This is a genomic window from Thermonema sp. (assembly GCF_026003375.1).
In the GTDB taxonomy this organism is placed as follows: Bacteria; Bacteroidota; Bacteroidia; order Cytophagales; family Thermonemataceae; genus Thermonema; species Thermonema rossianum.
Genome location: NZ_BPHD01000001.1, coordinates 1176794 through 1194078 on the forward strand (window position 1 = coordinate 1176794; position 17285 = coordinate 1194078).

General features: G+C 52.3%; 11 protein-coding genes, 2 pseudogenes and 1 CRISPR repeat array. Of the genes and pseudogenes, 6 read left to right on the forward strand and 7 right to left on the reverse strand.

Going from position 1 to position 17285, the window contains the following annotated elements; genetic code table 11:
• Position 1: 1 nt before the first annotated feature.
• Positions 2-745 (reverse strand): 3-oxoacyl-[acyl-carrier-protein] reductase, encoded by a 744-nt coding sequence (gene fabG, locus QVE43_RS04960; protein ID WP_288004772.1) that lies wholly within the window; start codon positions 743-745, stop codon positions 2-4.
• Between the two features lie 126 nt (positions 746-871).
• Here fabG and QVE43_RS04965 point away from each other — a divergent pair, with 126 nt between their 5' ends.
• The gene (locus tag QVE43_RS04965) at positions 872-2092 is read left to right on the forward strand and encodes a DUF445 domain-containing protein (RefSeq protein ID WP_288004774.1); all 1221 of its coding nucleotides are present in this window, start codon (positions 872-874) and stop codon (positions 2090-2092) included.
• Here the strand turns inward: QVE43_RS04965 and aroQ are convergent.
• Both aroQ and QVE43_RS04975 read right to left on the reverse strand, forming a co-directional pair.
• Positions 2075-2512 carry a type II 3-dehydroquinate dehydratase gene (gene aroQ, locus QVE43_RS04970; RefSeq protein ID WP_288004775.1) on the reverse strand — a complete coding sequence of 146 codons (438 nt, stop codon included), beginning with the start codon at positions 2510-2512 and terminating at the stop codon, positions 2075-2077. The two genes, QVE43_RS04965 and aroQ, sit on opposite strands and share 18 nt — an antisense overlap.
• Positions 2513-2600: 88 nt before the next feature.
• A complete protein-coding gene (locus tag QVE43_RS04975) occupies positions 2601-2828 on the reverse strand; it encodes a DUF2892 domain-containing protein (protein ID WP_288004777.1) in 228 nt (75 codons plus the stop codon).
• 134 nt (positions 2829-2962) lie between these two features.
• Here QVE43_RS04975 and QVE43_RS04980 point away from each other — a divergent pair.
• From QVE43_RS04980 to QVE43_RS04995, 4 genes and pseudogenes are all read left to right on the forward strand, one after another.
• Positions 2963-3400 (forward strand): annotated as a pseudogene (locus tag QVE43_RS04980) (elongation factor P); the annotation flags it as partial.
• Positions 3401-3476: 76 nt separating this feature from the next.
• A complete protein-coding gene (locus tag QVE43_RS04985; protein ID WP_288004821.1) occupies positions 3477-3524 on the forward strand; it encodes a hypothetical protein in 48 nt (15 codons plus the stop codon).
• A gap of 170 nt (positions 3525-3694) precedes the next feature.
• Positions 3695-4390: pseudogene (locus QVE43_RS04990) on the forward strand (DsbA family oxidoreductase); the annotation flags it as partial.
• Between the two features lie 13 nt (positions 4391-4403).
• Entirely contained in the window at positions 4404-4991 is a 588-nt protein-coding gene (locus QVE43_RS04995) for a bifunctional 2-polyprenyl-6-hydroxyphenol methylase/3-demethylubiquinol 3-O-methyltransferase UbiG (protein WP_288004779.1), read from the forward strand.
• A gap of 383 nt (positions 4992-5374) precedes the next feature.
• A CRISPR array of direct repeats spans positions 5375-8110; the repeat unit is 37 nt; unit sequence CCCACAGCGCATCTACCATTAAAAGAAGGATTGCGAC.
• 360 nt (positions 8111-8470) lie between these two features.
• Here QVE43_RS04995 and QVE43_RS05000 read toward each other — a convergent pair.
• The 4 genes from QVE43_RS05000 to QVE43_RS05015 all read right to left on the reverse strand — a co-directional run bounded on the left by QVE43_RS05000 (position 8471) and on the right by QVE43_RS05015 (position 14929).
• The gene (locus QVE43_RS05000; protein ID WP_288004781.1) at positions 8471-9910 is read right to left on the reverse strand and encodes a TolC family protein; all 1440 of its coding nucleotides are present in this window, start codon (positions 9908-9910) and stop codon (positions 8471-8473) included.
• Positions 9894-13178, reverse strand: a complete 3285-nt coding sequence (locus QVE43_RS05005; RefSeq protein WP_288004783.1) for an efflux RND transporter permease subunit — start codon at positions 13176-13178, stop codon at positions 9894-9896. The genes QVE43_RS05000 and QVE43_RS05005 overlap by 17 nt, the downstream gene beginning before the upstream one ends.
• Positions 13179-13213: 35 nt before the next feature.
• Positions 13214-14299: an efflux RND transporter periplasmic adaptor subunit gene (locus tag QVE43_RS05010; protein WP_288004785.1), complete on the reverse strand. Its 1086-nt coding sequence runs from the start codon at positions 14297-14299 to the stop codon at positions 13214-13216.
• Positions 14300-14434: 135 nt separating this feature from the next.
• The gene (locus tag QVE43_RS05015; RefSeq protein WP_288004787.1) at positions 14435-14929 is read right to left on the reverse strand and encodes a hypothetical protein; all 495 of its coding nucleotides are present in this window, start codon (positions 14927-14929) and stop codon (positions 14435-14437) included.
• A 64-nt stretch (positions 14930-14993) separates the two neighbouring features.
• On the opposite strand from QVE43_RS05015, the gene QVE43_RS05020 reads away from it, so the two are divergent.
• Positions 14994-16664 carry a capsule assembly Wzi family protein gene (locus tag QVE43_RS05020; protein ID WP_288004789.1) on the forward strand — a complete coding sequence of 557 codons (1671 nt, stop codon included), beginning with the start codon at positions 14994-14996 and terminating at the stop codon, positions 16662-16664.
• The last annotated feature ends 621 nt before the right edge of the window (positions 16665-17285 follow it).

The window sequence follows — 17285 nt, forward strand, 5'->3', positions numbered from 1 at the left end:
CTTAGGTCAGCATTCCACCATCTACTTGCAATACCTGCCCGGTTACATAGCTTGCCATGTCGGAAGCCAAGAATACACAGGCGTCGGCTACTTCTTCGGGGCGTCCGCCACGCTGCAACGGAATGTCTTTCAACCATTCTTCCTTGTTGGCCAGCTCGCCGGTCATGTCCGTTTCGATGAAGCCCGGTGCCACCACGTTGCAACGGATGTTGCGCGAGCCCAACTCCAAAGCTACCGACTTGGAAAAACCAATAATGCCGGCTTTGGAAGCGGCGTAGTTGGCTTGCCCTGCGTTGCCACGGATGCCCACCACCGACGATATGTTGATGATGCTTCCTTGACGGTTCTTAAGCATGGTGCGCATCACGGCTTTGGTCAGGTTAAATACCGACTTCAGGTTGGTATTGATGACGGCATCCCACTGCTCTTCGCTCATGCGCAACAGCAGGTTGTCTTTGGTGATGCCTGCGTTGTTTACCAGTATATCGATATTGCCAAACTCTTCCAGCACTTGTTTTACCAGCGCTTCGGCTTCGGCAAACTGCGAAGCATCGGAACGGTAGGCTTTTACTTTCACTCCATACTTTTCACTCAATTCTGCCTCCAGGGCTTTGGCTTTTTCTTCGCTGGAAAGGTAAGTAAAAGCTACTGCGGCGCCTTGTTCGGCAAAACGGGCAGCAATGGCACGCCCAATACCCTTAGAGCCGCCTGTCACAATGGCTACTTTGTTTGCTAATAACTTCATCGCGTTCTTTTTTTGTTTGTTTAATTGATTTCTCAAAACTAACAATTTGCAAAATAACAAAAGGCATACATATCTTTCTTATGCTTTTTCTTATTTTTAGCCAAACGGTTCAATACCTTTGCCTACATGGAAGACATCGATTGGTTACGGCTGCTGTCCTTGCTTAGCATTCCGCTCATCAGCGGCTTCATCGGTTGGTTTACCAACTGGCTGGCGTTGAAAATGACCTTTTACCCCATAGAGTACGTAGGTTTTCCGCCCTTCGGATGGCAGGGCATCATTCCGGGCAAAGCCCATAAGATGGCAGCCAGGGCGGTAGATATGATTACCGGCAAGCTGCTGCGCATAGAAGAGCGTTTTGCCCGCCTCGACCCGCAGCGCGTGGCCGAAGAGATGCAGCCGGCCCTCGAACACATCAGCCGCAAGATAGTCGATGAAGTCATGCAGAGCCAGGCAGCGGGCATCTGGGAACGCACCCCCGACTTTGTAAAGAACCGCATCTACAAAAGCATTTCTGCCGAGCTGCCCCATATCACGGTGCAGATGATGGAAGACCTCAAACAGCACATTACCGAAGTGCTGGACATCAAAGCGTTGTCCATCAAAATACTGCTGCGCGACAAGGCACTGCTCAACCGTATTTTTCAAGAGTGTGGCAAAGAAGAATTTAAGTTTATCGAGCGTTCGGGCTTCTATTTCGGGGCGCTCTTTGGCTTGCCACAAGCCGTCATTTCCTACTTTTACGCCCCCTGGTGGCTACTGCCCCTTGCCGGCCTCATCGTGGGCTATGTAACCAACTGGCTGGCATTGAAGCTGATTTTTTACCCGCTTTATCCCAAAAAATATTTATTCGGCCTTGTTACCTACCAAGGGCTGTTTTTAAAACGCCAAAAAGAAGTAGCCGAAGCCTATGCCAAGATTGTGAGCGAAGAGATAGTAAGCGTGGAAAACATGGCCGAGTTTGTGGTGCGTGGTCCCGGTGCCGAAAAGCTGGCGCGCCTCATAGAAAAGCACGTAGAGACCCTCGTGGAACATACCGTGGGCGATGCCAGCGTGGCCATTTTACGCACCTTGGCAGCCGACCGCGTCGAAGCCATCAAAAACATTGTTACCTACCGTTTCATGGAAGAGTTGCCCATTTCGGTACGCCGCCTTTTTGCCTATGCCGAAGACGCCCTGTCGATAGAAGAAGAGCTGCGCGAGCGCATGAAAGCCCTGCCCCCACCCGAATTCGAACGCTTCCTGCATCCCATATTTGAAGAAGATGAAACCACGCTTATCATCGTGGGCGCCGTGCTGGGCGGCATTGCCGGCCTCATTCAATACTATTTACTGTTCGTGCTCTAAGTGCTCAATCAGGTATTGCACCGCCAGCGCATAGCCACTCAAGCCCAAGCCCACGATGCTGCCCACGCATACAGGCGCCAGATAGCTGTGATGCCTGAAAGCCTCCCGCGCATGCACGTTCGAAATATGCACCTCCACGACCGGTGCCGTGATGGCAGCCACCGCATCGGCCAAGGCAATGGAAGTGTGCGTATAAGCCCCGGCATTCAGCACGATGCCCACCCTGCCAAAGCCTACTTTGTGCAGATAATCTATCAGGCTGCCTTCGCCGTTCGATTGAAAGTAATGCAGACGGTGCCCGGCAAAGCGCTCTTTCAGCTCTTCCAGAAACTCTTCGAAATGCCGCTTGCCATAGATTTCAGGCTGGCGGCGCCCCAACAAATTCAAATTGGGACCATTGACAATATGGATATCTGCCATGAGACTGCTCTTTTGGAAAGCAATATAAACAAAAAAGCATCGCTGCGGTTTCGCGCAACGATGCTTGGCAGTGCAGGCGCTCCGGCGCTCAGGATTGCTGCTTCTGTTGCTTCACCGGACAGGTATTGATGCCCAGCAAGGCATACAAACCGCAAAAGCCTGTGGCAGCCGTAGCCAGCAACACAATAGAAACTACCAGTGCCACGGTGCCCCATGTGCCGGTAACCACATCGGCAAGGTACAAAGCCAGCAGTATGGCGCCCAATACAAAACGCACCAAACGGTCGATTTTTCCTTCATTTACTTTCATAAGCATACAATTTGGTTTCTTTGATTAAAAGATAAACATATTTTTAGATGTTTCCTAAAACCTGTGTCATTTTCTTTGAACGGCAAAAAAAACTAAATTTGCGGCATTGTATTTTTCGTTTCTTAACCCTTAAAGAATATATGGCACAGGTTAATGAAATTACGCGCGGCTGTTTTGTCCGCTACAAAGGCGAGCTGTTACAAGTGCTCGAATATGAGCACCGCACGCCGGGCAACTTGCGCGCCTTTTATCAGGTAAAATTCCGCAACGTGCGCAACGGCCGTCTGGCAGAAGAGCGCTTCCGCCCCAGCGATGAAATCGAAATCGTGCGTGTAGAACGCCGCGAGCAACAGTTTCTATACCGCGACGGCACCCTGTTCTACTTCATGGACATCAACACCTACGAGCAAAACCCCGTGGACGAAGTGGTGGTGGGCGACGCCGTGAAGTACCTGAAAGACGGCATGGTGGTGTTCGTGCACTACGACGGCGACGAAGCCGTGATGGTGGAACTGCCCCCCAACGTGGATTTGGAAGTAACCTACACCGAACCGGGCATTCAAGGCGACACGGCCACCCGTACCCTGAAGCCGGCTACCCTCGAAACCGGCTTGGAAGTGCGCGTGCCCTCTCTTCATCAACATTGGCGACGTGGTGCGTATCGATACCCGCACCGGCGAATACGTATCGCGTGCAAAATAAGTCCGCACACCTTCTTTTTCTCTTATGATAAAGCAATAACGGACTGTCCCGCGCAGCCGTTATTGCTTTCTTTTTTCATGAAAGGAACCCCGCTCCTTTCTTTTTATGTTTACTCAGGCGTAAGTTCTTTTGTTTACAAGCCCACAAATATGAAGCACACCGTTCACATCGACGTATGGAGCGACATTGTTTGCCCTTTCTGTTACATAGGAAAAAAGAAACTTGAACGTGCCATTGAAAAGCTCGGCGCACAAGAGCATGTGCACATCGAATGGCACAGCTTTCAGCTGGACCCCCACATGCCCCGCCACCTGGCCGTGCCCACCGTCACCCACCTGTGCAAGACCAAGGGCTGGTCTCCCGCCCAATTTGCCGAGATAAGCCGGCAGCTGCAGCAGATGGGGCTTCCCTACGGCATCCAATTCCGCTTCGACCAAGCCCTGAGCTTCAACACACGCGATGCCCACCGCCTGCTTCACTGGAGCAAAACATATGGCGCACAAAACGCACTGCAGGAAGCCTTGATGCGTGCCTACTTTACCGAAGGCAAAAACCTGGCTGAAACAGAGCAGCTGCTCGCCATAGTGGCACAAACAGCCTTGCCCGTAGCCGAAGCGCGCGCCGTACTCGAAAGCGAAGCCTACGAAGAAGCCGTGGAAGAAGACCTCTACCAAGCCCGCATGTTGGGCATACAGGGCGTGCCTTTCTTTTTGATAGAAGAAAAAGTAGTGATTGCAGGGGCGCAAAAAGACCTGCTTTTTGAACAAGTATTGAAAACAGCCCTGCAAAGCAAAAACATCACTACCGGCATGGCAAGTCCCGCAACGGAGCCGGCACAATGCGGCATCGACGGCAAAAACTGTTAAAAACACATGGCTTATGAAAGAATTTTGGAATGAACGCTTTGCACAAAAAAACTTTGTTTACGGCACGGAACCCAATGCTTTTTTCCGTCAGGAGATAGACCGGCTGTCGCCGGGGCATTTGTTGCTGCCTGCCGAAGGCGAAGGGCGCAATGCCGTGTATGCCGCACAAAAAGGATGGCAGGTGTATGCCTTCGACTATGCCGAAGCCGCCCGCGAGAAAGCGCTGCAGCTGGCAGCCCGGCGGGGCGTTCAGCTGCAATACGAGCTTGCAAGCTATGATGAAATACAGCTGCCGGAAGCCCATTTCGATGCGCTGGCCCTCATTTATGCCCATACAGAAAACTGGCAACACATTTACCCGCGCCTTTTCCGGGCACTGCGCCCCGGCGGCACGCTCATAGTGGAGCTATTTGCCCCGGCACAACTGGGACGCCCCTCCGGCGGACCCAAGCAAGCCTCCCTTTTGGTCAGTGCCGAAGCACTGCAAGCCCTGCTGCAAGACTTTTCCGAAAGCCGCGTGTGGGAAGAAGAAACCTTTTTGAACGAAGGCGCCTACCACCATGGCGAAGCGGCCGTCACCCGGGCGGTAGCCAAGCGGTAACTCCCCCTTCTGTGGCAGACTCTTTGCGCAAAGCATATACCCCTGCAATTTTTTTTCAAAAAATTTGCATATTTCAAACAAAAGCACTAAAATGCTTTCACTTTGCAAGTGGCTTACCGCATAGGCGGCAAGTAAAGAAGTATGACAGCCGCGCACTGACATTTTGTACGAACGGCTGTATTTACCCGATGAGTGAACATTCATTTCAGTACCCGCCCGACGAACGGAAAGCCGGCAAAGTACGTTCTTTGACATATTGTTTGGTAAAACTCTTGTTTTCTTAAAGAAAATTCCGAATTAATTTCCAAGCAGATTGGAAAAATCAGAATTTTCACCCTGTATCCAAAGTTAAACTTCTATAAACCAATGAGTTACACAACGAACTCCCACAGCGCATCTACCATTAAAAGAAGGATTGCGACACACGCCGTCTTTTACGGCGGCGTGCTTGGGCTGGTTCTCCCACAGCGCATCTACCATTAAAAGAAGGATTGCGACAGTCTCTCCGCCAAAGTGATAGCGCGAGACCTCGACCACAGCGCATCTACCATTAAAAGAAGGATTGCGACAACTTGTATTATGTTAAGTAGAATGGAAAGGGTTTTCCCACAGCGCATCTACCATTAAAAGAAGGATTGCGACAGACTTGCATCATTTAAAAAAAATATGTAACCCACAGCGCATCTACCATTAAAAGAAGGATTGCGACTCAATGTTGACAACTTCATTGCTGAGTTGCTTGCGCAACCCACAGCGCATCTACCATTAAAAGAAGGATTGCGACACGGACACGGGTGCCCCCTCTACGGACACGGGTCCCACAGCGCATCTACCATTAAAAGAAGGATTGCGACTAGCCTCTCGGCTACCTGCGAAGCAGAGCCCGTGCCCCCACAGCGCATCTACCATTAAAAGAAGGATTGCGACAGCCCAGTCATCAATTCTGATAGTTGGGCTATGCGCCCACAGCGCATCTACCATTAAAAGAAGGATTGCGACGAAAACCAGGGGGCACCCTCTACGGGTGCCCCCGAAACCCCACAGCGCATCTACCATTAAAAGAAGGATTGCGACGAAACCAGGGGGCACCCTCTACGGGTGCCCCCGAAAACCCCACAGCGCATCTACCATTAAAAGAAGGATTGCGACCGGCGGAAACCTCCGCCTCAACGTTGATGAGCCCACAGCGCATCTACCATTAAAAGAAGGATTGCGACTGCGGCGAAGACTTGGCTCCTTCTCACCGGGTCTCCCACAGCGCATCTACCATTAAAAGAAGGATTGCGACGGCCATGGCCCTGGCATTTCCAAACTTTCTCTCTTTAATGCCCACAGCGCATCTACCATTAAAAGAAGGATTGCGACCATGGGAGTGCGGCACCGCCCGGGAGGTGCCCCCCACAGCGCATCTACCATTAAAAGAAGGATTGCGACGGCACTATCCACGGGTGCCCCCGTAGAGGGGCCCACAGCGCATCTACCATTAAAAGAAGGATTGCGACGGGGGCTTCAACCCCCGTGTTGGGGGCTTCAACCCCCCCACAGCGCATCTACCATTAAAAGAAGGATTGCGACCAGGTGCCCGGGAGTGGGTCAGGACTTGTCCCACAGCGCATCTACCATTAAAAGAAGGATTGCGACAGGTGCTACTCTAACGAGCGCACCTCACAGCGTTTACTGCCCACAGCGCATCTACCATTAAAAGAAGGATTGCGACAGGTGCTACTCTAACGAGCGCACCTCACAGCGTTTACTGCCCACAGCGCATCTACCATTAAAAGAAGGATTGCGACGGTACGAACGCGTACCTCAAAGTCTGAACTTAGCCTCCCCACAGCGCATCTACCATTAAAAGAAGGATTGCGACAGCGCTCTTGCGCTTGCGCTCACGCCGTCCTTTCCCACAGCGCATCTACCATTAAAAGAAGGATTGCGACGACAGGGGTGTCATTACCCCCGTTGACAGGGGTGTCATCCCACAGCGCATCTACCATTAAAAGAAGGATTGCGACGTTAGCGGGTGCGTTAGCACCCTCGTTATCGCCCACAGCGCATCTACCATTAAAAGAAGGATTGCGACTATGGTAACCGCGTCGCCTGATGTGCTCCAGAAGCCGCCCACAGCGCATCTACCATTAAAAGAAGGATTGCGACTGTCACCGGTCGTTGAAACGTCGCCTTGTATTACCCACAGCGCATCTACCATTAAAAGAAGGATTGCGACAATTTTTCAGCCACCTGCTCCGCCAATAGGCGGGCAGCCCACAGCGCATCTACCATTAAAAGAAGGATTGCGACTGCAGCCCCAGCAGCGCCTCGAACAGCGCAAAAGCCCCACAGCGCATCTACCATTAAAAGAAGGATTGCGACCTCGAATGAGGTGGGTAGCCTTTCCGCCACCTCTTCTGCGCCCACAGCGCATCTACCATTAAAAGAAGGATTGCGACTCTTTTACGACGGCGTGAGTGCTCTCTACGGGTACTGACCCACAGCGCATCTACCATTAAAAGAAGGATTGCGACCGCCTCTTGTTGAGGCGTTTTCCAGCCACCCCCACAGCGCATCTACCATTAAAAGAAGGATTGCGACTGAATACCCCCTTGTCGAATGGGGTGCTATTGACGTGCACCCACAGCGCATCTACCATTAAAAGAAGGATTGCGACGAAAGTGACTTCACCTCGCACCTCTTTGAGGTCCGCCCACAGCGCATCTACCATTAAAAGAAGGATTGCGACCCACCTCCTGTGCGAGGCGGCGAGCGGCTTCACTAATTCCGCCCACAGCGCATCTACCATTAAAAGAAGGATTGCGACAATTAAACAAAAATACTCTCCACATAACACTTTTTTTTTACCCACAGCGCATCTACCATTAAAAGAAGGATTGCGACCTGAAAAAAGACGACAAAACATCCTGCGAAACATAGAACCACACAGCGCATCTACCATTAAAAGAAGGATTGCGACGTTCAGAGAACAGGATGTGCTTCTCTTTCAACACGCACACAGCGCATCTACCATTAAAAGAAGGATTGCGACTGTTCAGAGAACAAGGACGCCTTGTCCTTTAAAATGAAGCGGCCCACAGCGCATCTACCATTAAAAGAAGGATTGCGACGAGCAAGGCAAAATGCCTTGCTTTTTTGTTTTACAGCCTTGCTTATGAAGGAGCTTAAACGCAGCCTGCCGGTTTCTCATCTCCGGCAGCATGTCATCCCGGACGAAGCGCAAAAACGTGGCTTGTTATTTCGAATCTCATGCAGTGAGGTGAGAAATCTCGACCTCAAACCCACCAAGCCGCAAGAAGCAAAGAGATTTCTCGCTGCGCTCGAAATGACAGTGGGGATAGTTAGTTGAAAGGACAGGGAGAAGCTCGAAAGCAAAAGAGAAAAACAAAAAGGGAAAGCCTCGAGGCAAAAAAACAAAGCCACCTGAAACAGGCGGCTTTGTTTGTGTCTTATGGCTTGTGCACTCCTCTCTATTGCCAGCCACCACCCAAGGCACGATACACCTGTACCTTGCCTTGTAATTGTTTTAGTTTTACTTCAATCAACTCCAGGCGGGCATCCAAGGCTTCGGTTTGCGTGAGCAATACCTCCAGGTAGTCGGCATCGGCTGCCCGGTACAAGGCATTGGCAATACCGATGGATTCGGTCAGGATGCGCACTTCTTCGGTTTTCAGCTGCAGGCTCTGTGTGTAGTTTTCTATTTTCGCCAGCTGGTTCAACACATCCGTATAGGCCTGCAAGAGCGTTTGTTCGTAGGCATAGAGTGCCTGCAGTTGCCGCGCATTGGCGGTGTTGTAGGCAGCACGTATGGCCTTGCGGTTGATGAGCGGTGCCATCAGGTCGCCGGCCAGGTTGTAGAGCAAGGACTCGGGCGCCAGCAAAAATGCCGGATTGAAGGCTTGAAAGCCTATGCCGGCGCGAATGTCCAACGAAGGATAGAACAAGGCGCGCGCCGACTTCACGTCCAGCTTGGCGGCTTGCAACTCCCATTCGGCGCGGCGTATGTCGGGGCGGTTTTGCAACAACTGCGCCGGCACGCCGGTCAAGATGGAATCTACCGGCAGCTCCAGAAAGCGTGCCGACGGGCGGGGGATGGAGTCTGCCAGCTGACCGGTCAACACACGCAGGCGGTTTTCGGTTTCGGTGATACGCTGCCGGATGGCATAACGCAGGTTCTTGGTTTTCAGCAGGCGGGCGGCAAAACGGTTCACGGCCAGCTGTGTGTCGTGCCCGGCCTGTTTGCGCTGCTGAATTATCTGCAAGGCACTCTCCTGAATGCGGGCGTATTCATCGATGGTAGCCAGCAGGTTGTCCAGTGCCATCAGTTCGTAGTAGGCTTCGGCCACTTCGGCTACCACTTGGGTTTGCATAAAGCGCCGCCCTTCCACACTTGCCAGGTAACGCAGTGCCGCTGCTTTTTTGGCATTGCGCAGGCGCTTCCATATGTCCACCTCCCAGGAAGCATAAGCGCCCAGTTCAAAGTGGGAAAAGGGCTCGGGGAACTCCTCGCCCGGCCTGATTTCCAGCTGCTTTTCCACGGCACCCGCGCGCGTGTATTCCCCCACTTTGTCTATTTCGGCAGCGGCACCCAAACGCACAAAGGGCAGGTATTCCCCTTTGCGGGCAAGCACCTCGTTTTGGCTGATGATGATTTCCTGCCACAGGATATTCAGCTCTCTGTTGTGGCGCAAGGCCGAATCTATGAGTGCCTGCAAGTGCTCATCTTCGAAAAAGGTACGCCAGTTGAGCCGTGCCACCCCGGCCGAGTCGCTGCTGCTTTGTGCACCAAAGGACTGCGGCAGTTCTACCTGCACCTCCGGCAGGGTATGGCGCGGACCCACACAGGCCCCTGCCAATACCAGCCACAGCACTGCCCATACATATATTTTCACCTTATGCATTGTCTTCATCGTCTTTTGCGTTGTTTTTGTTTTTATCTTTGTTTTTAGCCTTGCGCTTAGCGGCTTCCCATACTACATCCAAATGCATGAGTTTCTTCCACATACTTGCCTTGTAGGCATTTTCTACCATCTCTTCGCTTAGCGGCGATACTTCTTCATCTTGAAGGAGCTGTTTGCCTTCGGTCAGTTTGGCAAAGATGTAGTAGAGCCCCGGAATGACGAGCACGCCGAAGACCGTCCCCACCACCATACCCCCCATGGCCGAACTACCGATGGTGCGGTTGCCGATGGCACCGGCACCGTGGGCAATGACCAAGGGAACCAAGCCGGCCACAAAAGCGAAAGAAGTCATCAAGATAGGACGGAAACGTACTTTGGCCCCTTCGATGGCTGCATGCAGGATGGTAGCGCCTTGCTGGTGCTTCTGCACGGCGAATTCTACAATCAGCACGGCATTTTTGCCCAAGAGGCCCACCAGCATGATGAGTGCCACCTGTGCATAAACGTCGTTGGCCAAGCCCATGAGCTTCAAGGCAAGGAAAGAGCCGAAAATACCAATAGGCAACGACAAAATAACAGCCAGAGGCAAGATAAAGCTCTCATACTGCGCTGCCAATACCAAATACACAAAGGCAATCACCACGATGAAGATATAGAGCGCTTCATTGCCCCGGTTGGCTTCGTCGTAGGAGAGCCCCTCCCATGCGATGTCATAGCCGTTGGGCAGTGTTTGGGCAGCCACTTCTTTGATGGCCTCGATGGCATCGCCGGTGGTGTAGCCGGGGGCAGGCAAGCCACGAATGGCTGCCGAGTTGTACAGGTTGTAGCGCGTCAGCTCGTTAGGTCCCTGGCGTTTTTCCAAACGCATGAAGGCAGAGTAAGGCACCATTTCGCCCTCTTCGTTCTTCACATACAGATTGAGCAGGTCTGAGGGGAAGCGCCGGAACTCGGGGGCTGCCTGCACAAACACGCGGAAGAAGCGCCCAAAGCGAATAAATCCCTGCTCGAAGTTGCTACCTACCAAAACACTGAGATTTTCCATGGCTTTGCCAATGGAAACCCCCTTTTGCATAGCCACCTGGTTGTCTATGATAAGCTCATATTGCGGATAATTGACGGCAAAGAAGGTAAACAAGCCGGTGATTTCTTTGCGCTTGCGCAGCGCATCCATGAACTCTTTGTTCACGCGGTCGAAGGCTTCGTAGTCGAAAGAGCCGGTTTTATCGAGCAAACGCAGAGAAAAGCCTCCCGAGCTACCGAATCCGGGCACGGCCGGCGGTTCAAAAAACTCGATGATGGCACCTAAGCCTTTCGTTTTTTCTTCGAGCTCTTCCATCACCTCAAGTACCGAACGCTCACGTTCTGCCCAATCTTTCAGGTTAATCAGTACCGTGCCGGCGTTTGAGCCGCGCCCTTCGGTCATGATTTCGTAGCCTGCCAGCGAAGTGGCGGATTCCACCTCCGGTATTTCCTCGCATATCTTTTGTAACTGGCGCGCCACCGCGTTGGTACGCTCCAAGGTAGAGCCGGGCGGCGTCTGTATGATGGCATATATGGTACTTTGGTCTTCGTTGGGCACAAAACCGGAAGGCAGCACTTTGTTCACCCCCACGATACCGGCGCTAAATGCCAGCAATATGGCGATTGTCACCAAGCGCCGGTCCACAATTTTGGTCAAAAAGCCTACGTAAATGCCGGTCAGGCGTTCAAACCAGCGGTTGAACTTGTCCATGAACCACTCCACGGGCGACTTCTTCCTGCCTGCCTTCCAATGCGGATTTTTCAGAATCATGGCGCAGAGCACCGGCGTGAGTGTCAAAGCCACAAAAGCCGAAATCACTATGGAGCTGGCCATGGTGATGGAGAACTGACGGTAGAAGACGCCCACCGGCCCGGAAAGGAAGGTAATGGGCACAAACACCGACACCATCACCAGTGTAATGGCAATGATGGCGCCACTGATTTCGGTCATTACTTTTTTCACTGCCTGATAAGGCGAGAGGTTGTCGTGCTCCATCTTGGCATGGACGGCTTCCACCACCACAATGGCGTCGTCCACCACAATACCGATGGCCAGCACCAACGCAAAAAGCGTAATCAGGTTGATGGACAGGCCCAAGAGAGAAATCACGAAGAAAGCCCCAATGAGCGATACGGGCACGGCAATGATGGGAATGATGGTGGAACGCCAGTCGCCCAAGAAGAGGAAAACCACCAGTGCCACCAGAATGAAGGCATCGCGCAAGGTGTGCACCACCTGCTCAATGGAAGCATCCAAGAAACGCGACACGTCGTAGCTGATGCTGTATTTCATGCCGGGCGGGAAGTCTTTTTCCAGCTCTTTCAGCTTGGCTTTCACCTGTTCTATCACCTCCTGCGCATTGCTGCCCACCGTTTGTTTTAAAACAATAGATGCAGCCGGATACCCATCTACGTTGGAGTAAATATCATAGAATTCGGACCCCAACTCCACGGTGGCTATATCTTTCAGGCGCAGGATTTCGCCTTCTTCCGTGGCGCGTATGATAATGTTTTCGTATTGCTCGGGCGTATTGTAGCGATCCGGTCCGAAGAGGGTATATTCGAGCGACTGTGCCTGCTTGCCGGAGCTTTGCCCCAGGCGTCCCACGTTGGCAATAATGCTTTGCTCGCTCATCGCCTCCATCATCTCTTCTACCGACACGTTGTAGGCACGCATGCGGTCGGGGTTGAGCCACACACGCATAGCATATACGCGGCTTCCTAAAATACGTGCCTGCGCGATGCCATGAATGCGCTGTATTTCCGGGATCATCCGGGTATAAGCGTAGTTGTAAAGAAATTTTTCGTCTGCCTCTTCGTCGGTGCTGTACAGGTTCACGTACATGAGCATACTGGGCTGGATGGGGGTAATAATCACCCCTTCGCGCTGCACCAAGGGGGGCAGCATGGTCATTACTTGGTCCACACGGGTTTTGACGAGCACCACGGCATCGTTGGGGTCGGTGCCCGGTTCAAAAATCACCTGTATGGTAGCCTCGCCGGCACTGGTGGCATCAGCGGTGATATAACGCATGCCCTGCACCCCGTTGAGGGCTGTTTCCAAGGGAATGATGGTGGATTTAATCAACACATCGGCACTGGCCCCCGGGTAGGCGATGAATATGTTCACCGTGGTAGGGGCGATTTCGGGGAACTGCGATATTGGCAAGCGGTTGATGGCCAACAAACCCGCAAACACAATAATAATGGAGGTAACTATGGCAAGTACCGGTCTATGAAGAATTCTGCTAAACATCGTTTCTCTTGTTTTGAAAGCTTACACCATCTCGCCTATTCGGCATACAACTCCAATTGTTTCCACGCTTCTGCCGGCGGTATATATACCGCTTTGACTTTCTCTCCGTGACGCACTTTGTTCAAGCCGTCGAACAGCAGGCGGTCTTTTTCGCTCACTCCTTTCACCGCATACAGATGGGTAAACTCAGCAATTATCTTTACCGGTTGTGCTTTCAAGGTACCGTCTTTTTCCACCAGGTACACATACTTTTTATCCATCACTTCAAAGGTGCACTTTTGAGGAATAAGATACACATCTTTCAAAGCAGAGGTCATCAGTATATTTCCGGTTTCGCCATGACGCAACAAGGTATTGGGGTTGGGAAAAGTAGCCCGGAAGGCAACGGTTCCCGTTTTGTTGTCGAACTCGGACTCTATAGCCGTTATCTTCCCTTTTTGGTCGAAGATTCGCCCGTTAGCCATGCGCAACTGCACTACCTGTGCAGCGGGGTCTTGTGCCCGCTGCATGTATTCGAGGTACTCGGCTTCCGGCATATTGAAATACACCCACAGTCGGCTCACGTCCGAAAGGGTGGTCAGCAGCTCGCCTTCTTCGAGCAGCGAGCCCAAACGCACATGAAAGCGCCCCACCAAACCATCGAAAGGCGCCGTGATTTTGGTAAAGGTAAGGTGCGATTGAGCCAATGCCAGCTCGGCTTTGGCCTTTTCGAGTTTGGCACGCACCAATGCCAGTTGTGCCGGCGATATGATGTTGCTGTCGGCAAGTGCCTTGGCGTTGTCGTATTCTACCTGTGCATAGTGCACTTCGGCTTGCGCCTTTTGCAGTTCTGCCTGATACACCACAGGCATGATTTGAAAGAGCAGCTGCCCTTTCTTCACACGTTGCCCCTCGTCCACATAAATGTTTTGCAAGTATCCTTCTTCCAATGCCCGCACTTCAATGTGCTGTATGGCATGAATCTGACATACATACTCGCGTGTAATGCTGGTGTCTTTCCGGAGGGGCGAAGTAACCGGCAATTCCGGCACTTCTTCGTGATGCTTTTCATGTTTTTGGCAGGCAAATAAGCCCATGATCAACAGCACAAACAAACCATAAAGCAATGCTTTCTTTTTCATGGATGGAAAATGTTTTAAATGTTTGACTAAAAGGAGGAGTTCACAATGGCTAAAGGTAAGCGACCGCAGCCTGCTTCACTGAAAAGCAAGCATAAAGAATCAGAGAAAAAAGAGAACTTCCGTAGGGAGAGGCAACTAAGGCGCCCGGTTGAAGGCATACCAGATGTAAAGGCGCCGGCAGATTGAATGACAAGGGGTGACAATGCCCGGAACGGAAAGCGCTACCCGAAGATTGACAATATTCTTAAATGCGGATGAAAAAAGTAAAGGGGCGAAGTTGGTTCGCTTCTCTTCCCGTTCTTCTTCTTTTTCGGCTTCTTCACCTGCCAACGGCTCTTCTTCATCCGGCGTGGCAGTCAAAGTTGCTTGTTCTTTTGCCGGCAAAACGAGCGTGCCAAACGCTTGCCCGGCGGGGGCGTCGAGCGCTGTATGTGTTGTGGCAGGCAATGACCCAAGCGATACCGGCAGGGCATAGAGCTTGCCCGGCAGCAACCAAACGGCTACCAGCCACAGGCAAACGGCTATGATTCGTTGACTTACTCCCTGCATGCTTTGGTCATTAGGCAAGCACTTCATTTCAAACGCTTCAAAGGTAGAAAAAAATCCATATAAGCATAAAGACTTTTTCATATTTTTTGCAAGCTCTTGTCTGCTTGTTATCTTGCTGTTTTCGTGGTCAAAAAAAGAATCCGCAATGAAGCATATAAGCCTCTACTTTTGGTTGTGCTGTTGGCTGCCGGCCCTCATGCCCTCATATGCCCAAGCACCGCTCTACGACTTAGACGAAGACTATACCCACCTGCTGCGGCGTTATGAGCTGAAAGGCCAACACTGGGACACCCTTTGGCACTACACACAGCTGCCGGCAAACCGGCAAGCCTTGCTTGCTTTGTTGCAAGACAGCAGCCGCTTTGTGTCGACTGCCGACCGCTTCAACCGCCGCTACCTGCAGCGCGACAACTGGGACCAAAGCGACAGCCTCGCCCGCCTTTATGAAAGAAAGACGGACAAAAGCTTTTGGGGTCACTTCTACCGCCAACCGGCGGCGCTCTACAGTGCCCGCGTGCCCGGTTTTCGTTTGAGTGTGAACCCGGTCTTGGATTTTCAGGCAGGCAAAGACAGCCGCCTGAACGAGTGGACCTACCAAAATACGCGTGGTGTGCGCCTGCGCGGCACCATCGACGACCGCCTCAGTTTTTTCACTTACCTGACCGACACGCAAGCCCGCTACCCCCTCTATGTGCAGCAATATGTAGATGCCACCCGCGCACTTCCGCATGAAGGTTATTTCAAAGACGGCGACCGCCCCTCGCCCACTACTTATGATTTCCTTTCGGCGCGCGGCTACATTGCCTTCCGTCTGCTGCCTTCAGTAGAGGTGCAGTTTGGTCATGACCGCAATTTCATAGGTTATGGCAAGCGTTCTCTTATATTGTCTGACTTTGCTGCGCCTTATTCTTTTTTGAAAATCACCACCCGCGTGTGGAAGGTGCAATATCAAAACATTTTTGCCGAGATGGTGGCCGACGTATCGGAAGCCGACGGGCTGCGTCCGAAAAAGTATTTTGCTTTTCACCATCTCAGCACCTACCTCACGCCCCGTCTGGAGGTAGGTTTGTTTGAAAGCGTGGTATTCGGGCGGCAAAATGGTTTCGAATGGCATTACCTGAACCCTATCATCTTTTACCGCAGCGTGGAACAGCATGTGGGCAGCCCCGATAATGTGATTCTGGGCGGTGACTTTCGCTGGATGCCCCTGCCCCGGCTGGCAATCTATGGGCAAGTGGTCATCGACGAGCTGATTGTGGCAGAGGTGCGCAGCGGCAAGGGCTGGTGGGGCAACAAACAGGCGCTGCAGCTGGGGCTGCACTATATCGACGCTTTCGGCATCGACAATCTGGACCTGCAGGCCGAAGCCAACATGGTGCGCCCTTATACCTACACCCAAGATACGCTCACCAAAGCATACACCCACTACCGTCAGCCTCTGGCACACCCTGCCGGTGCCAATTTCTACGAGCTGTTGGGCATTGTGCGTTATCAGCCGCTGCCCCGCTGGCGCCTGGAGGGGCAGTTGTTTTATCGGGTGAAGGGCGAAGACGGTCCCGGCGAAAACTGGGGCGGCAACATTTTGCTTGACAACCGCAGCCGTATGCAAGAGTATGGCAACCGCTTGGCGCAAGGGCTGCGCACCACCACCGCCTTGGCCGAGCTGCGTGCTACCTATCAGGCTTATCATAACTTGTTTGTGGAGGCTTCGTATCTGTTGCGGCGCAGTGTGCAGCAGGGCGACGCCGAAAACCATACTTCTTTTGTGTCGGTGGGCTTGCGGCTGAATGCCGCCCGCCGCCGGGCAGAGTTTTAGGACCGGGCTGTTTTGTCTTGCGCTCCGGAAACGGAGCGCTTTTTTCTTTTGCAGGATTCTCCTCTTCCTTTCATGCCTCCCGCTGTCATCACAAGCCCTCCTCTGTCATTTCGGGTATCCTTCCCCCCTGTCATTCCGAGCCTCTTTTGTCATTTCGAGCGCAAGCGAGAAATCTCTTTTGCTTCTTGTGGCTTGGTTTGAAGAGATTTCTCACTCGCTACGCTCGTTCGAAATGACAAGATGTGGTTTGCTTGTTCGAGAACTTGCGCCCCGTTTGACAGGGTAAAAGGCGTTTGGCACAAAAAAACCGGCTGCTTTTTCTTTTTGCTTGCAGCCTTCTTTTCCGGACGCCCTCCGCCATCTCAAGTGCTCCCCTGCCATTTCGCCCTCCTCTCTTTGTCATTTCGAGCGCAGCGGGAAATCTTTTTGCTTCTTGCGGCTTGGTTTGATGAGATTTCTCACCTCACTGCGTGAGGTTCGAAATGACAAGATGCGCTGCGTGAGGTGAGAAATGGCAAAGCGAGGAGGTTCTGTTTAAAAGGGCGGGGTGTGTTGACACCTCGCTTGAGAATAGCACCCCGCCATGGCAGCAATGAGCCCTATGGCAAGGGCGGCAAGCCC

Bases quoted from the DNA above. Each gene is read 5' to 3' on its own strand.
- QVE43_RS05015 (WP_288004787.1), bottom strand. From the start codon at position 14,929: ATGAAAAAGTCTTTATGCTTATATGGATTTTTTTCTACCTTTGAAGCG.
- QVE43_RS05020 (WP_288004789.1), top strand. From the start codon at position 14,994: ATGAAGCATATAAGCCTCTACTTTTGGTTGTGCTGTTGGCTGCCGGCC.
- QVE43_RS05000 (WP_288004781.1), bottom strand. From the start codon at position 9,910: ATGAAGACAATGCATAAGGTGAAAATATATGTATGGGCAGTGCTGTGG.
- fabG (WP_288004772.1), bottom strand. From the start codon at position 745: ATGAAGTTATTAGCAAACAAAGTAGCCATTGTGACAGGCGGCTCTAAG.
- QVE43_RS04965 (WP_288004774.1), top strand. From the start codon at position 872: ATGGAAGACATCGATTGGTTACGGCTGCTGTCCTTGCTTAGCATTCCG.
- QVE43_RS04975 (WP_288004777.1), bottom strand. From the start codon at position 2,828: ATGCTTATGAAAGTAAATGAAGGAAAAATCGACCGTTTGGTGCGTTTT.
- aroQ (WP_288004775.1), bottom strand. From the start codon at position 2,512: ATGGCAGATATCCATATTGTCAATGGTCCCAATTTGAATTTGTTGGGG.
- QVE43_RS05005 (WP_288004783.1), bottom strand. From the start codon at position 13,178: ATGTTTAGCAGAATTCTTCATAGACCGGTACTTGCCATAGTTACCTCC.
- QVE43_RS04995 (WP_288004779.1), top strand. From the start codon at position 4,404: ATGAAAGAATTTTGGAATGAACGCTTTGCACAAAAAAACTTTGTTTAC.
- QVE43_RS05010 (WP_288004785.1), bottom strand. From the start codon at position 14,299: ATGAAAAAGAAAGCATTGCTTTATGGTTTGTTTGTGCTGTTGATCATG.